This window comes from Hymenobacter sp. YC55, from assembly GCF_029433095.1.
Taxonomy (GTDB): domain Bacteria; phylum Bacteroidota; class Bacteroidia; order Cytophagales; family Hymenobacteraceae; genus Hymenobacter.
Map to the genome: position 1 here is coordinate 2,543,050 of NZ_JARNTX010000001.1, position 15,143 is coordinate 2,558,192.

Here is a 15,143-nt window from a genome sequence, read left to right on the forward strand (position 1 = left end):
TTCTATGACGCGTTTTTTGGGGCTTTTGCTCTTTTTTCCTTTGGCAACGGTGACTCTAGGAGCTGCTTTGGTGCAGACCGCAGCTCCCGATGCCGACCGCATAACCACCGAGCAATTGATGACTCGCCTTACCACTTCCATCACCAATTTGAAGACGCTACGCTGCAACGTGCGTGCCCAGGAGCGCCTTAGCAACGGCAAATACCAGCCGGCCCGCACGAATATGAAGATGGCCTTCAATCCGCAGCGCGTGTACCTCAAGAATACGATTAAGGGCGTGGAAGTGCTGTGGGTGGAAGGCCAGAACGACGGCGACGCCTGGGTGTATCCCAATAGCTTCCCCTACGTGACACTCAGCCTCGACCCCAACGGCACGATTATGCGCCGCAACCAGCACCACAGCGTCCTCGACGCCGGTTTCGGTACCATTGCTGGCCTTATTCATGGTTCCAATCAGCGCCGCGACCATAGCTATGAGCGCAGCTTCCGCTACGTTGGCGACTCCACCATCGCTGGGCGGCCGTGCTATGTACTGCGGTCCGAGTATCCGCAGTTCCGCTATGTATCCTACACAGCCGTAGCCGGCGACACGCCCGCCCGCATTGCCGACAAATTCGGCTGCGGCGAATACCGCGTCATGGAGCGCAACGGCATCAGCCCGGGCTCTGCCATACCCGTTGGCAAAACGCTGCAAGTACCCAATAGCTACGGCCGCCGAACCCTGGTCTGCGTCGACCAGAAACTGATCCTACCCGTTCTGGTGCGGGTTCACGACGAAAAAGGCTTGTTCGAACAGTTCGAGTTCAGCAATATCGTTGCCAACGAACCCATTCCAGCGGCAGAATTCACCAAGGACTTTTCGGAGTATAAGTTTTAGGGCATTAACAGACCGCATAATAAAGAACGTCCTGCTTCGACTAGCGCAGCAGGACGTTCTTTTGTTTTGACCGTGTTACTATCTCCTCATTGTCTTCTCAATTTCATCCCACATCGGGGCCGGAATGGCTTCGAGCTTGTTGAACTCGCCAGCACCGTTGAGCCACTCGCCCCCATCCAGGGTCACGACTTCGCCATTCATATAGGCCGCAAAATCCGACACCATGTAGGCCGCTAGGTTCGCGAGTTCCTGGTGGTCGCCGACGCGCTTGAGGGGTACACTGGCCGCGGGGTCCAGCTTTTTGGCGAGGGGATCAGGAAACAGCCGGCTCCAGGCGCCTTCGGTTGGGAAAGGGCCGGGGGCAATGGCGTTCGAGCGGATGCCATACTTGGCCCACTCCACGGCCAACGACCGGGTCATGGCCAGCACGCCCGCTTTGGCCGCCGCCGAAGGCACCACGTACGCCGAGCCGACGGAGGCATACGTCGTCACAATGTTGAGGATGGTACCCGGCTTCTGGTCTGCTATCCAGCGCTTCCCGAAGGCCAGTGTGCAGTTATAAGAACCCCGCAGCACAATGTCGACAATCACATCAAACGCTTTGTGCGAAAGCCGCTCCGTGGGGCTGATGAAGTTGCCGGCTGCGTTGTTAAGCAGCACATCCACCCCCCCAAAGGTATCGATGGTTTTCTGCAGCAAGGCTTCTACTTCGTCGTACTTGCGCACGTCGCATTGCACGGCCAGGATGCTCCCGCCGGTTTGCTGGCGTAGTTCTTCGGCGGTTTTTTCCAGTACATCGAGCTTGCGGCTGCTGATGACCACATTGGCACCGAGCTGCATAAAATAAGTGGTCATGGCGCGCCCAAGGCCAGTGCCGCCGCCCGTTACGACGATGGTTTTACCTTGGAGTGCGTTGTCGCGGAGCATGGGTTGGGCGTAGGGAGCAGCCATAAAGCAGGGGTGGGAATAGAAAGTGAAAGTCTAGGACCGAATAGTCTTGGCCTTTAAAAGTTGGGACTGATACGGTAGCTCAAATAAACTGCTTATTCCAGTAATAGCGGTTTCTGTTGTAGCTATGCGCTAGTCTTTGCAGCAACCATGTCTGCGCTTCTCCTTGGATCTGCAAGGCCGCTTTTCAACTCAGGGCTGAGCTACAGCTGGTTGTAGCAAAGAAAATGCACTTTACTTACGGCCTTCTTTCTATAATTTGGTTTTCAGGATATTAGAGGCCGGGCAAGTTCAAAAAAACTCCTATCATAGCCGTTCGTGACGGTGCGGCTTGGTGGTTGGCAATGCTGGCTTTTAGGACGCGAAAGAAATTTCCTCACCTTTACCTCGCATGACGACAAACTCTTCCGCCTCTTCTTCTCCGACTTCAACCATTGCCATCCTGGGCTGTGGCTGGCTAGGCCTGCCCTTGGCGCAAGCCCTCGTAGCCGATGGGTACACCGTAAATGGTTCTACTACTACGCCCGCACAACTGCTCACGCTCCGTGATGCTGGTATCCGGCCATACCTGCTGCGCTTGGGTTCCGAGTTCAGTCAAACCGACGCCGACTCTTTGCACGCTATGCTGCATGATGCCGACGTACTGGTGCTGAACGTGCCACCCCGCACCGCCGCCGCTGGCGCCTATCCGGCGTTGCTGCGGCCTGTAGGAGCCGCCGTAGCGGCAGCTGGGGTGCGCCACGTGCTATTCGTAAGTTCTACGGGCGTGTATCCCAACGAGCCCCGAACCATGCGCGAAGCCGACGCCCTTTCCTCGCCCGACGCCTCTTCTGACTTACTCCGCGCCGAAGGTCAATTCACGCCCCGGCGTGGGCAGTGGCTCACCACAGTCGTGCGCCTCGGCGGGCTGATTGGCCCCGAACGGCCACCCGGCCGCTTCCTGGCCGGCCGGCACGAGCTGAAGCAAGGCAGCGCCCCCGTCAATCTGATTCACCTCGACGACTGCGTGGGCTTGTTGCGGCACATCATCCAAGAGAAGGTATGGGGGTACACCTTCAATGCCTGCGCCGCTCATCACCCCACCCGCCGCGACTTTTACCCTGCTGCCGCTGCCCATTTGGGCCTCGAAGCGCCTACCTTCTGCGACGAAGCCGCCAGCGGCAAAACTATCGATACCAGCCTGTTGCGCAACACCACCGACTACCGTTTCCGCCACGACGACTTGGTGGCCGCATTAGCTTACTGCTAACCACGCTGCACCCGTTTCGGCCTGTACCCAACAGTTCGTGCTTTCCAAGTCACAAACCAACGAAGCGCATTGCCATTGGCACAAAGCGTAGCAGAATAGTGTTCTATGCTTATGTGAGGCGGGTATGCACCCGTGTAAGCTGTGTTATTGCATCTGGCCTAATGAAGACGCTTTGTGAGCTAGCAGAAGCTTGCGCTGCATCGGTCGTATCTTTGTGTTTGTGAAAGAAATGAATTCTTCGGTAGCCGTACTTGGCGGTGGAGCGGCGGGCTTTTTCGGGGCCATTACCTGTGCCGAGGCCAATCCGCATCAAACTGTTTACTTAATCGAGAAAACCAACAAGCTGCTCAGCAAAGTGCGAATTTCGGGCGGCGGACGTTGCAACGTGACCCACGCCGCCGATACGCCTGCGCAGCTCGTGCTGCATTATCCGCGCGGCGCCAAGCAACTCAAAGAGCCGTTTCGGCAGTTCGATGCGCAAGCTACTGTCCGCTGGTTTGAAAGCCGTGGCGTGCGCCTCAAGACCGAGCCCGACGGCCGCATGTTTCCCGTCACGGATTCGTCGGAAACCGTGGCGCAGTGCCTGCTTGATGCGGCCCGCAAAGCTGGCGTGCGCATCCTCACTCAAACGTCTCCCTCCACAATTGAGCCGCTGCCAGAAGGCAGATTTCGGCTGCACCTGACCGGAGCCCATGCCGGCAAAATGATTGTCGACAAGCTGTTGATTGCCACTGGTGGCGCGCCCAAGTCGGAGCAGTATGCGTGGTTACGAGCCTTAGGGCACAGCATTCAAGAGCCGGTACCTAGTTTGTTTACATTCAACGTACCGGAGTCGCCGCTGCGGGAGCTACCAGGAGTGAGCGTGCCCCATGTGCGGGTGCGGGTAGCCGGCGAAAAGCTGGAATATGAAGGCCCGGTGCTGGTGACGCACTGGGGAGTGAGCGGGCCTGCAGTACTTAAACTGTCGGCTTGGGGAGCCCGCCGCTTGCACGAGCTTGGCTACCAAAGCACTGCCCTTATTAATTGGATACCAGAGCACAACGAAGATTCGTTGCGGCACTATTTGCGGGAGTTCCGGGAGCAGCACGGCAAGAAAGTAGTAGCTTCTAATCCCCTGTTTGGCTTGCCCCAACGCCTGTGGCGCACTCTCACCGAACAAGCCGGAGTCACCGACGAAGTACGGTGGAACGAGTTGCCCGCCAAGCCGCAAAATCGACTCATTGAGGCTCTTCTTAATACGGCACTTCCGGTACGCGGCAAAACCACCTACAAAGACGAGTTTGTAACGTGTGGCGGCGTGATACTCGGCGAAATCAACATGAAAACGATGGAAAGCCGGCGCGTACCCGGCCTCTACTTCGCCGGCGAAGTGCTCGATATTGATGGTATCACCGGTGGCTTCAACTTCCAAGCTGCCTGGACTACCGGATTCCTAGCCGGTCGAGCTATGGCCGAAGTGAAAAGTGAGGCTGTAAGTTGAGGAACTGCCATAAGGCGCTACAGGGCTCACTAGTGGTTTAGAACAGAAGCTCTCGTAACCCTACATTGGCTTTCGCAGTAAAGTAAGGCACAACCACCTTACCTAACACTACTTCTCATGGAAGCTAAAGCAACTCAAGCCGTCCTCAACGAACTACTCGAAACCCTGAAAGATGGCGAAAAAGGCTATTCTGAAGCCCTCACCGATGTAGAGGACCAAGATTTGAAAGAGGTGTTCAAGAGATACGCCGTGCAGCGCGACGGTTACCTCACAGAACTAGAAGACCAAATGCACCAGCTTAACCTAAAGGCTGAAGAAGACAGCTCTATCACGGGTACTATTCACCGCGCTTTCATCAACCTGAAAGCTGCTGTGACCAGCAAGAGCCGTGAAAGCATTCTTAACGAGTGCGAGCGTGGCGAAGACTACGCTGTAAAAGCCTACCAGACGGCTTTGAAAGCCGAACTGCCAGGTCAGCTCAAGTCTATCATTGAAAAGCAATACCAAGGCATTCAGCAAGGCCACGACGAAATCAAAGCCCTGCGCAACGCATCCAAGTAACCTTCGATTCTCCGGATTTTTGGGTTAATAAAAAAGCCACCTCAATGAGGTAGCTTTTTTACTTTCCAGTCGGTCCTACAATACACTGACTACCCTTCTAATCCTTAAGACATTGCACGACAGTTGTTACACTCTGCGCCAAGCATAATGAGACTAATTACTCTGCTCAAGACAAAGTCTATAATCGTGCTAAGCACTGCTAAAACACAAAAGCCCCCTCAATGAGGGGGCTTTTGTGTTTGATCTAAAATGAGTTAGCTGAAGACAGAAAACTAGTCACCCTGGTTGTCGCGCTTGCCTTTGTAGCCACCGCCGTATGTGCTGCTGCCACCGCGGCTACCGCCACCATAGCTACCACCACCGCGGTTGCCGCCATAGCTGCCACCGCCCCGGTTGCCCCCAAAGCCACCTTCGCGGCTACCGTAGCCGCTTCCGCCTTCGCGGTTGCCGCCTTTGTAGCCACCACCGTAGCTACCGCCGCGGTTGCCGCCGAAGCCACCCTCGCGCCGCTCGCCGCCACCGAATCCGCCGGGGCCACGACGAGGACGGTCGCCGAAGCTACCACCCTGCTGCTGCGCGTCGCCTTCCTGGCGTGGCGTGGCCACGTTGAAGGATACTGGCCGGCCGTTGATGCTGGTGCGGCCGAGTTGCGTAACGACTTCATCCGTAAACTCCGAGGGGACTTCTACAAAACTGAATTTGTCGTAGAGCGAAATGTCACCCACTTTGGCGGCCGTCAGACTAGTGTTCTCGGCAATCAGATCCACGATGTCGCGGGGATGAATCTGGTCTTTCTTGCCCATCGTAACGAAGAGACGAGTGTAGCCGGGGCGGGCAGCGCCCTGCGTGCGGCTAGCGTCCAGGCTTTCCTGAGCGCGCTTGTCTTCCTTCATTGTCATTTTCAGCAGCGCAGCAGCCACATCCAACGACGTGATGCCATCTTCCTGGTCTTGGTCGAGCAGGCGTTGCACGCGAGCTACATATTTATCGAGGTTGCCTTTGGTGATGACGTCCTTGATAGAGTTGAGCATGAGCGTGGTTTTCACCTCCGACACATCCTCGAACGACGGCACCCGCTCCTGCTTGATAGTAGCCTTGGTGAAGCGCATGATGTCGCGCAACTTATAGATGTCGCGGCCACTCACGAAGGTGAAGGCTTTACCGGTTTTACCGGCCCGGCCCGTACGGCCGATGCGGTGCACGTAGTATTCCTCGTCGGCAGGCAAGTCGTAGTTCACTACTACTTCCACGTTCTCCACGTCGATGCCGCGGGCGGCTACGTCGGTGGCTACCAGGATTTCTAGGGTGCCTTTGCGGAATTTGTCGAGCGTATTCTGGCGCTGCTGCTGGCCCATGTCGCCGTGCAAGCCTTCGGCGAAGTAGCCTTTGGCCTGCAAATCACCTACAATCTCGTCGACCATGCGCTTCGTGTTGGCAAAGACGATGCCCGACTTGATGTTGTACATGTCGATGAGGCGGGTCAGCACGTCTTTTTTCTGCGGACCGCGCACTTCGAAGTAGCTCTGCTCGATGTTGGTAACCGTCATTTCCTGATGGTTCACCTTCACGATTTGCGGGTCCGTCTGGTAGCGCTTGGTCAAGTCCATGATGGGCTTGCTCATGGTAGCCGAGAAGAACACTGTTTGGCGCTGCTCAGGCATCTGCTTCAACACCGTCTCGATGTCGTCGCGGAAGCCCATGTCCAGCATTTCGTCAGCCTCGTCGAGGATGATCATCTTGCAATGCTCAAGCTTCAAGGTACCACGCTCGATGTGGTCCATTACGCGGCCAGGCGTGCCAATTACGATCTGTACGCCGCGCTCCAAGGCGCGGAACTGCCGGTCGTAGGAGCTACCACCGTAGATGGGCACCACGGCCAAGCCACGCTTGTATTTGCCTAGCTTCTGGATTTCACCGGAAACCTGAACTGCTAGTTCGCGAGTAGGGCATAATACCAATACCTGCACCTCGCGGGAGTTGGTATCAATGTTTTCAATAGCGGGGATACTGAAGGCGGCAGTTTTGCCGGTACCCGTCTGCGCTTGGCCGATTACATCGCGGCCTTCGAGCAGCACGGGAATGGCAGCAGACTGAATCGGGGAGGCTTCTTCATAGCCTACTTCCGAAATAGCACGCTGCATTTCTTCTGAGAGCGAAAGCTCTTCAAATCTTACTTTTTCCATTTTTGTGTTTGATGGAGTGGAGACACTACGCTCTGAAAACAGCAAATTCAGCGACGCTCTTCTCCCACTCTCTCACAACGACAAGTGACGGAAGCAACGGACGGAAGACAAAGCCGGCCAACAAATTTTACTTAGGCAGCTACAAGCTGCGCGGAACGAGGCCGTTCTCAAATGCGGCTGCAAAGGTAGCGATAATTCTACGCAATAGCTATACTACAGTTATTGTTTTAGTGGAAAAAGGCTTTTTGAACTCCACAGTACTATTTCAAAAACTAAGGTTAGTACGCTAGCAAGCTAGTCTTTCATTGTAGCTCTGGTACAGCATGCTACTCTGAGAAGGCACAAAAAAAGCAGGCTCTTTGGAGCCTGCTTTTCAATCGTATCCGAAAAGGAGATGGACTAAGCCAACTTTACTTTTACGGCGTTCAGACCCTTACGGCCTTGAGCAATTTCGAACTGAACCTTGTCGTTGTCGCGGATTTCGTCGATCAACTCGGTAACGTGAACGAAGATATCTTCGCCGGTCTCGTCCACTTTGATGAAACCAAAACCTTTGGTCTCATTGAAAAATTTTACAGTTCCTGTCTGCATGGTACTTTTGTGATGGATGATTTTTAAGAAAGCAGCACTCAACTCCGCTTTCCCCTCCTTACGAAAGTACTCAACTGGACTGCGTAAACCACTTTTTCTTAAACTGCCTCAAAGATAGAAGAAGTTTCCAACTTCGTGCTTTAATCTCACAATATTATATCGTGAATAGAGCGTAAGGCTAAACTGTACCAGACGGGCGTTTCTGTGTTCCTTTGCCCTATCTGTTGCCGCCTATCCCCTCTTGTATGGAAACTCCTGCCTTCCGCTTCTCGCGCCTCATCACGGTACAGCCACAGGACATTGACGAGCTAAACCACGCCAACAATGTACAGTACGTGCAGTGGGTGCAAGACACGGCCGCAGCGCACTGGCGCACGGCCTATCCACCGAGCGAAGGCCACACCTATATATGGGTGGTGCTGGAGCACCGCATCCGCTACCATCATCCCGCCCTGCTCGGCGACGAGTTGCGTTGTACCACGTGGATAGGTGAAGTGCGCGGCGCGCAAAGTCAGCGCTTCGTGCGCATCGAGCGCGCCGCCGACAACAAGCTGCTCTGCGAAGCCGAAACGCAGTGGGCATTTCTGGACCCGCAAACCAAACGCCCGGTGCGGGTGACACCAGACTTAGTGGAGCGGTTGTGGGGGCCAGTGTAGTATATCTACTTCTTTATGAAACCCAAAGCTGAACTGCGTTAATAATTTTCCATCTATTATTAATTTTTAAAATTTCAATAATTTCTCCTTTTGCACATTTATTACCACAGAAAAAATCGTAGTACAACAGCCCCTTGTCTTTTTCCTTATTAAACACGATTTTAGACATAGAAACAACTCCAACTATACAATCATCGTTTCTATTAGTTGATTCACCATATTTATCGTATATTTTATTAACACCATAAACAGCAGAAACTTTAGCTATTTGAACATGAAAATCGCTCGGCTTATAGCGTTGCTCTCTGGCAGACAATTTATCTAACACCTTGGATATGTCATTATCATATTTAGCAATTATATTCTTCAATATTGATGCGAACCTTTCATCGCCATCCAATTTTATAGTAAAGTTTTTATTAAGCGTATCTTTATTTAAATAAATCACACAAAGCCTAGCTTTATTTTTTAATAAATCTTGGGTCATATTTCGCTGCCTTCTATGCATTATAGCTGTATCAAATTTGCTTGGAGACATTCCCTCATATACTTTACGAGCTGAGCTACCAAGGAAACGGCTATAGAAATGATTATATATTAAATCATTTAACACATCATTATAAGTATTTACATCATTTGATATATTAGTTACAGAGTTAATTATATGGCTATTAACAACAAAATTAGTCAGGCATTTTTCACTACTTCTTCCAATATTAATTTTATCTGTGTTATGAACAGTGTTCACTAACTTATTTTCACGGAAAGACACTGTGAGGCAAAGCACACAAAAGAAGAATATGTATTTCATGTTTATATTTCCTAGATAGATTCACAGATCTTCTTATATACTAATAGTATAGCTTTCAAAAGCAATAAACAACTTTCAATGCCCGCCACTTTTCGCATTTACTCTTCTTCTGCCGGCTCCGGCAAAACCTACCAGCTGACCAAGGAATACCTGAAGCTGGCCTTGGGCGACGAGGACCCGGGGTATTTCAAGCGGATACTGGCCATTACTTTTACCAACGATGCGGCGGGGGAGATGAAGGCGCGCATTATTGGGGCGCTCCGGCAGTTTGCGTATCCGCAGGAGGGTGAGAAGGATACGCTGCTAGCAGAAGTGGCGGCGGAGCTAGCCGAGGAAGGCAAGATGCCGCGCTTTGCCACTACCAACGAGGAGCAGCAACAGGAAGTGCGGCGGCGGGCGCAGGCAACGTTTCGGTTGGTGCTGTACCACTACGCCGATTTTGCGGTGAGCACTATTGACTCGTTTGTGCAGCGCATCGTGACGGCATTCACACGGGAATTGGGCTTGCCGGCCACATTTGAGGTGGAACTAGATACCGAGGCCGTGCTGCAAACAGCGGTGGCGGCCTTGTTGGAGAAAGTGAACCGTGACCCGAATTCCAAGCTGCTGGCGCGTACTCTGAGCGAATATGCACTGAGCCGGGCCGAGGAAGGCAAAAGCTGGAACAACTTGGCGGGCGAGCTAGTGGAATTCGGTGGCTTCCTTTTCAACGAAACCGTGCACGAAGCGGTGGCGCAGCTCCAAACACTGACGCTACAAGATTTTCGGCGGCTGCACGAAACGCTCCGCAAGCGGCAGGAACAGATTGAAGGCGAATTTCGGGCGATAGGCGAGCAAGCTACAGGGGCCCTGGCCGCGGCCGGCGTCACGGAAACCGACTTGTACCAGGGCCGCAGCGGTATTTTCGGCTACGTTACGAAATGGGAAGAGCGCCTGCTGCCCGAAAAGGAAGCCAATAGCTACGTGCGGGCCACCGTGGAACAAGACAAGTGGTACAGCGGTAAAGTGAAAACCGAAGCCGACCGCCAACGAGTGGACAGTGCAAAAGCGGCCCTGCTTACGGCGTACGAGCAGTTTGAGCGGCTACGCGCCAGCGTACTATCCGACTATCTGCTGCTAGCAGCCATGCAGCCTTATTTGTTTCACGCCTCGCTACTCAGCGAGATGAACAAGATTGTGGATCAGGTGAGCCGGGAGCGGAATATTGTGCTAATCAGCGAGTTCAACCGCCGCATTGCCAGCATAGTACTCACCGAGCCCGTGCCGTTCTTGTACGAGCGTCTCGGCGAGCGGTACAACCACCTGCTGATCGACGAGTTTCAAGATACGTCGGTGCTGCAATGGAACAACCTCTTGCCGCTAGTGGAAAACGCCGTGGCTACCGACAACCTGAGCTTGGCTGTGGGCGACGCTAAACAGGCTATATACCGGTGGCGGGGTGGCGAGATGGAGCAGATTCTGCGCCTGCACCAGGGTCAGACCGAAGCGCTGGTGAACCGCGCCACCAACCCCGAAATGCAGGACCTGTTGCGCGAGCGGTACGTCACCCTCGATCAAACGCTGGAACCTGCTTCGTTGAACGTGAACTACCGGTCGGCGCCCGAAATCGTAGGGTTCAACAACGACTTCTTCAGCCACATTCGGCAGATGCACGCAGCCTTCCCGTTGGTGCAGGACTTGTTTGGCGAAGAGTTTCAACAGACCGTACCTCAGTCGGCAAGCCAGGAACTGGTTCACCTGCAGACAACTACAACTGCCGCTACCGAGGAAGAGCAGGAAGAATTCGACTTCAGTGCACCGGGTTCTAGCCTCGACTATATTCTTTCAACGCCCTCTGATCTGGAATCGACGCAGGCTCCTCTTCCTTTTCCTCCTAAGCAGCGTAAACCAAGCGCAGAGGCCGCTGGCCATGTGGAAATCCTTTTCACGCAAGACGACGCGCCGGCCCGGCTTTACGACGCCGACCACCGCGCGTACAAAGACGACCTATTACCCGGATACCCTGCCAGCACCAGCCTCGACTACGACGAAAGCACGCTTTATCTGACGCTGGCGCTAGTGGAACAAGCCCTGCGCGACGGATTTCAGCTGCGCGATATTGCCGTGCTTAGCCGGCGGCGGCGGGGTAGCCGGTTGGTGGCGAAATTTCTGAAGGAGCGTGGCTACGATATTATCTCCGCCGATTCGCTGTCGTTGGAGTTTGCGGAGGTGGTGAACCTGCTGGTGGCAATTTTTCGGGTGTTCAACCAACCAGCCGACACGCTGGCGCGCGCCGAGGCGTTGCTGCTGCTCGACAAAGTGGTGCTGCGAGTAGCCCCTACCCCCGACCGGGCCCGGCATATTGCCACGCTGGCCAATGCCGAGCACGCCGCTGATTTTTACGAGGAATTTCGGACGCTTGGCTACGACCTGCATGAGCACGAAACCGGCAATTTGGGCCTCTATGAGCTAACAGAGCGGCTTATTGGGCTCTTCGGATTGCTGGGCCGCAATGGCGAAGGTGAGTATCTGTTCCGCTTTCTGGATTTGACCCTCGAATACAGCTTACGCTTCGGCAACAACCTCAACAACTTCTTAGCTTACTGGGACCAGCGCAAGAGCGCCCTCAGTATCAATGCCCCCGCCGGCCGCGACGCAATTACCATCACGACGGTGCACAAGGCCAAAGGCTTGGCCTACGGTGTGGTGATTGTACCCTTTGCCGATTGGAGCCTGGAGCCGTTCCGGGCCACGTTGCTATGGGGTCGTTTGTCGGACGAGACGAAGCCGGTGGCTGAAATGCCGGCAGTGGCCGTAGTGCCGCTTACCAAGGCACTTACGCGCACAGCTCTTTCCGATCAGTACACCGAGGAGCGAGAAAAGACATTCCTGGAGAGCCTGAACATGCTGTACGTGGCCTTTACCCGGCCCCGGCACCGCCTCTACATTATCAGTAAACGCACGGAAACGGGCCGCAAAGCCAGCACTGACTCCGATTCTGCTTCAGAAGCGGCCAGCAGCCCCGCCCGCAATGTGGCCGAGTTGCTTTACAGTTACTTACGAAAGCAAAATCGTTGGCAGGACGAGCAAGTGTCGTTTGTGCTTTCAGAAGGCAGCTTTGCTCCGCCGGCAAGAAACGACCGGCAAGAAACCACCAACAACTTCCTTTTGTCGAACCTGGAAACGGCGCCTTGGGAAGAGCGGCTGCAGCTACGGCGGCACGCCAATACAGTCTTCGACTTCGACGAGCAGGAGCGGCTTGGTGAGTGGAACCGCAAGCTGCACTATGGACTACGGCGCTTGGTACTTGCTACCGATGTGGAGCGCGTAGCCCGGCAGTTGGTAGCAGAAGGCCTGATCAGCAGCCGAGAGCGGCCCGCCTTGGAAGACCGCCTCCACAAAGTAGTGGAGCATCCGCAACTGGCGCATTACTTCAGCACGCAGGTATCGGTGGAAACCGAGCGTGAAATTTTGGTGGGTGGTGTGAAGCGGCGCGACTACAAGCCCGACCGGGTAGTTTTCGGCGTAGCGGCCTTGAGCTCCGGCCGGGCTGGCACCCGCGTAACGCTAGTAGATTTCAAGGTACCGCCGCCGCAACCTTACCACCGGCGGCCATTGCAACAGTATGCACAGCTGTTTCGGCAGCTTGGCTATGAGCAAGTAGAATGCGTGTTGTATTACTTTGGCACTGAGGAGGTGATGGTGTTTTGAGTGCCATCAATGCAGCCAAAAGACAATCGTGTTAGCAATAATAGTAAATAGACTATTTTTTTTAGCATATCAGGTATAACCCTAGCCGAAAACTCATTACTTTCGCCCGGCCCACTTATACTGATGATATGTTTGCTACTTCCCCCCGTAAGCCTGCATTAGCTTTCATCTTTATTACGCTGTTGCTCGACGTTATAGGCTTCGGCATCATCATTCCGGTGCTGCCCAAGCTGATAACCCACCTAACTGGCGAACCACTCAGTACAGCGGCGCGCTACGGGGGCTGGATGGGGTTTGCATTTGCGGGCATGCAGTTTCTGTTTTCGCCGGTGCTCGGCAACCTCTCCGATAAGTACGGACGGCGACCGGTGCTACTAGTGGCCCTATTCGGTTTTGGCCTCGACTACCTATTTCTGGCCTTTGCGCCCAGCGTTGAGTGGCTGTTTGTGGGCCGCATGATTGCCGGCATCACGGGGGCTAGCTTCACCACGGCCGGTGCCTACATTGCCGATATCAGCACGCCCGAAAACCGGGCCAAGAACTTCGGCTTGATTGGCGCTGCGTTTGGTTTGGGCTTCATTATTGGGCCGGTAATCGGCGGAACGCTGGGGCAGTTTGGGCCGAATGTGCCGTTTCTGGTTGCCGCTGGCCTGACGTTGCTTAACTGGTTGTACGGCTTCTTTGTGTTGCCGGAGTCCTTGGCCAAGGAAAACCGGCGGCCATTTGAATTGCGGCGCGCCAACCCTATTGGCTCGCTGAAGCTACTGCGTCGCTACCCAGTGATTTTGGGGTTGGTGGGCTCCCTAACGCTAGTGTACGTGGCAGCGCACGCTACGCAGAGCACTTGGTCGTATTACACGATGTACAAATTCCATTGGAATGAGGCGTGGGTAGGCTACTCGCTAGGCGTGATTGGAACCCTGACGGCACTGGTGCAGGGCGTCTTGATACGCTACCTCAACCCGAAGCTAGGCGCAACTCGTTCCGTGTTTTTTGGGCTAGGCTTTTATGCGCTAGGCTTCCTGTTGTTTGCGTTTGCGCCCTCAGGCTGGTTTATGTTTGCCTTTCTAGTGCCGTACTGTCTGGGGGGTATTGCCGGGCCTGCGTTGCAAGGCATTATGTCGGGGCAAGTACCGCCCAACGAGCAAGGCGAGTTGCAAGGAGCCCTTACCAGCCTGGTTAGCCTCACGGCTATCGTGGGGCCACCGCTGATGACCAACTTATTTTCTTATTTCTCTGGTTCACAGGCGCCTGTTCACTTCCCCGGTGCCCCTTTCCTGACCGGCGCGGTGCTTACGGTGGGTAGCCTGCTACTGGCCATGCGCTCATTGAGCACCTACGAGGCACCAACAACTGCCGCAACAACTGAGCAGGTAAGCTCGGGCGAGGTTTCGGTCAGCGAATAAACCTTGTGTTGTAAGTTGAAGCGTAGGCACCGATTTTTTGTCGCGTAATGCTATGCTAAAGCAAAGTCAAGGCGTTGCCTAACAGCCACGTAGCTAAGTATTACTGCGGCTGCATTGCATCCTTTTATCTCGACTGGTAGTATTGCCTGTATGGATGCCAACCTGACTTTACTGGTAAACGGGAAACAGCACACGTTGCGCGTTGACCCAGCCACACCACTGCTGTATGTATTGCGCAACGACTTGGCGCTCAATGGCCCTAAGTTTGGCTGTGGCCTGCAACAGTGTGGCGCCTGCATGGTACTACTCAATGATATTGCGTGGCCTAGCTGCCAACTGCCCGTTCATCAGGTGACGGGCGGCGTGGCCATCACCACCCTCGAAGGCTTAACCAAACCCGATGGCACGCTGCACCCGGTGCAAGCCGCCTTCGTGCAAGAGCAGGCCGCGCAGTGTGGCTACTGCCTCAACGGCATGGTGATTTCGGCAGTGTCGTTGTTGAAGCAATACCCAAAGCCCGATGAGGCCGCCATTCGCAACGGCTTGTTTCGGGTGCTGTGTCGGTGCAGCGTGCAGGCCCGCGCCATTCGGGCTGTGCAACGGGCCGCCGGGGTGTGACGCTACATGCTATAACTCTTTTAAGGGTGGCATAAACATCTCTGCAACCATCTATTTGTTAGCTATTTACTTT

Annotated in this window: 12 protein-coding genes; 8 read left to right on the top strand and 4 right to left on the bottom strand. The window is 54.4% G+C overall.

Translation table 11 applies throughout. The features are described from left to right. The first annotated feature begins 49 nt into the window (after positions 1-49). Positions 50-877, top strand: a complete 828-nt coding sequence (locus P1X16_RS10770) for a DUF1571 domain-containing protein (protein ID WP_277229538.1) — start codon at positions 50-52, stop codon at positions 875-877. A gap of 78 nt (positions 878-955) precedes the next feature. Here P1X16_RS10770 and P1X16_RS10775 read toward each other — a convergent pair whose 3' ends face one another. After that, the gene (locus P1X16_RS10775) at positions 956-1,828 is read right to left on the bottom strand and encodes an SDR family oxidoreductase (RefSeq protein WP_277228649.1); all 873 of its coding nucleotides are present in this window, start codon (positions 1,826-1,828) and stop codon (positions 956-958) included. Positions 1,829-2,216: 388 nt separating this feature from the next. Here P1X16_RS10775 and P1X16_RS10780 point away from each other — a divergent pair, with 388 nt between their 5' ends. From P1X16_RS10780 to P1X16_RS10790, 3 genes are all read left to right on the top strand, one after another. Next, positions 2,217-3,074, top strand: a complete 858-nt coding sequence (locus tag P1X16_RS10780; RefSeq protein WP_277228652.1) for an NAD(P)H-binding protein — start codon at positions 2,217-2,219, stop codon at positions 3,072-3,074. Between the two features lie 229 nt (positions 3,075-3,303). Next, positions 3,304-4,554 (top strand): NAD(P)/FAD-dependent oxidoreductase, encoded by a 1,251-nt coding sequence (locus P1X16_RS10785; protein WP_277228654.1) that lies wholly within the window; start codon positions 3,304-3,306, stop codon positions 4,552-4,554. Positions 4,555-4,671: 117 nt separating this feature from the next. Then, positions 4,672-5,115 carry a PA2169 family four-helix-bundle protein gene (locus P1X16_RS10790; RefSeq protein WP_277228657.1) on the top strand — a complete coding sequence of 148 codons (444 nt, stop codon included), beginning with the start codon at positions 4,672-4,674 and terminating at the stop codon, positions 5,113-5,115. A 272-nt stretch (positions 5,116-5,387) separates the two neighbouring features. Here the strand turns inward: P1X16_RS10790 and P1X16_RS10795 are convergent, their stop codons facing one another. Further along, positions 5,388-7,298, bottom strand: a complete 1,911-nt coding sequence (locus P1X16_RS10795; RefSeq protein WP_277228660.1) for a DEAD/DEAH box helicase — start codon at positions 7,296-7,298, stop codon at positions 5,388-5,390. A 399-nt stretch (positions 7,299-7,697) separates the two neighbouring features. Beyond that, complete coding sequence (locus P1X16_RS10800) at positions 7,698-7,889, bottom strand: cold shock domain-containing protein (RefSeq protein ID WP_022824769.1); 192 nt, start codon at positions 7,887-7,889, stop codon at positions 7,698-7,700. Positions 7,890-8,134: 245 nt separating this feature from the next. Here P1X16_RS10800 and P1X16_RS10805 point away from each other — a divergent pair, with 245 nt between their 5' ends. Continuing rightward, positions 8,135-8,545: a thioesterase family protein gene (locus P1X16_RS10805; RefSeq protein WP_277228664.1), complete on the top strand. Its 411-nt coding sequence runs from the start codon at positions 8,135-8,137 to the stop codon at positions 8,543-8,545. Between the two features lie 13 nt (positions 8,546-8,558). Here P1X16_RS10805 and P1X16_RS10810 read toward each other — a convergent pair whose 3' ends face one another. Beyond that, complete coding sequence (locus P1X16_RS10810) at positions 8,559-9,356, bottom strand: hypothetical protein (RefSeq protein WP_277228667.1); 798 nt, start codon at positions 9,354-9,356, stop codon at positions 8,559-8,561. 78 nt (positions 9,357-9,434) lie between these two features. On the opposite strand from P1X16_RS10810, the gene P1X16_RS10815 reads away from it, so the two are divergent. From P1X16_RS10815 to P1X16_RS10825, 3 genes are all read left to right on the top strand, one after another. After that, on the top strand, positions 9,435-13,046 hold the full coding sequence (locus P1X16_RS10815; RefSeq protein ID WP_277228669.1) for a UvrD-helicase domain-containing protein: 3,612 nt from the start codon (positions 9,435-9,437) through the stop codon (positions 13,044-13,046). A gap of 128 nt (positions 13,047-13,174) precedes the next feature. Beyond that, entirely contained in the window at positions 13,175-14,452 is a 1,278-nt protein-coding gene (locus tag P1X16_RS10820) for a TCR/Tet family MFS transporter (protein ID WP_277228671.1), read from the top strand. A gap of 114 nt (positions 14,453-14,566) precedes the next feature. Beyond that, positions 14,567-15,070, top strand: a complete 504-nt coding sequence (locus tag P1X16_RS10825) for a (2Fe-2S)-binding protein (RefSeq protein ID WP_277228673.1) — start codon at positions 14,567-14,569, stop codon at positions 15,068-15,070. Positions 15,071-15,143 lie beyond the last annotated feature (73 nt).

What these genes read in the sequence shown, in the direction of transcription:
- P1X16_RS10805 (WP_277228664.1), top strand. Translation starts at nt 8,135, where the DNA reads ATGGAAACTCCTGCCTTCCGCTTCTCGCGCCTCATCACGGTACAGCCA.
- P1X16_RS10780 (WP_277228652.1), top strand. Translation starts at nt 2,217, where the DNA reads ATGACGACAAACTCTTCCGCCTCTTCTTCTCCGACTTCAACCATTGCC.
- P1X16_RS10775 (WP_277228649.1), bottom strand. Translation starts at nt 1,828, where the DNA reads ATGGCTGCTCCCTACGCCCAACCCATGCTCCGCGACAACGCACTCCAA.
- P1X16_RS10790 (WP_277228657.1), top strand. Translation starts at nt 4,672, where the DNA reads ATGGAAGCTAAAGCAACTCAAGCCGTCCTCAACGAACTACTCGAAACC.
- P1X16_RS10810 (WP_277228667.1), bottom strand. Translation starts at nt 9,356, where the DNA reads ATGAAATACATATTCTTCTTTTGTGTGCTTTGCCTCACAGTGTCTTTC.
- P1X16_RS10785 (WP_277228654.1), top strand. Translation starts at nt 3,304, where the DNA reads ATGAATTCTTCGGTAGCCGTACTTGGCGGTGGAGCGGCGGGCTTTTTC.
- P1X16_RS10815 (WP_277228669.1), top strand. Translation starts at nt 9,435, where the DNA reads ATGCCCGCCACTTTTCGCATTTACTCTTCTTCTGCCGGCTCCGGCAAA.
- P1X16_RS10820 (WP_277228671.1), top strand. Translation starts at nt 13,175, where the DNA reads ATGTTTGCTACTTCCCCCCGTAAGCCTGCATTAGCTTTCATCTTTATT.
- P1X16_RS10795 (WP_277228660.1), bottom strand. Translation starts at nt 7,298, where the DNA reads ATGGAAAAAGTAAGATTTGAAGAGCTTTCGCTCTCAGAAGAAATGCAG.
- P1X16_RS10800 (WP_022824769.1), bottom strand. Translation starts at nt 7,889, where the DNA reads ATGCAGACAGGAACTGTAAAATTTTTCAATGAGACCAAAGGTTTTGGT.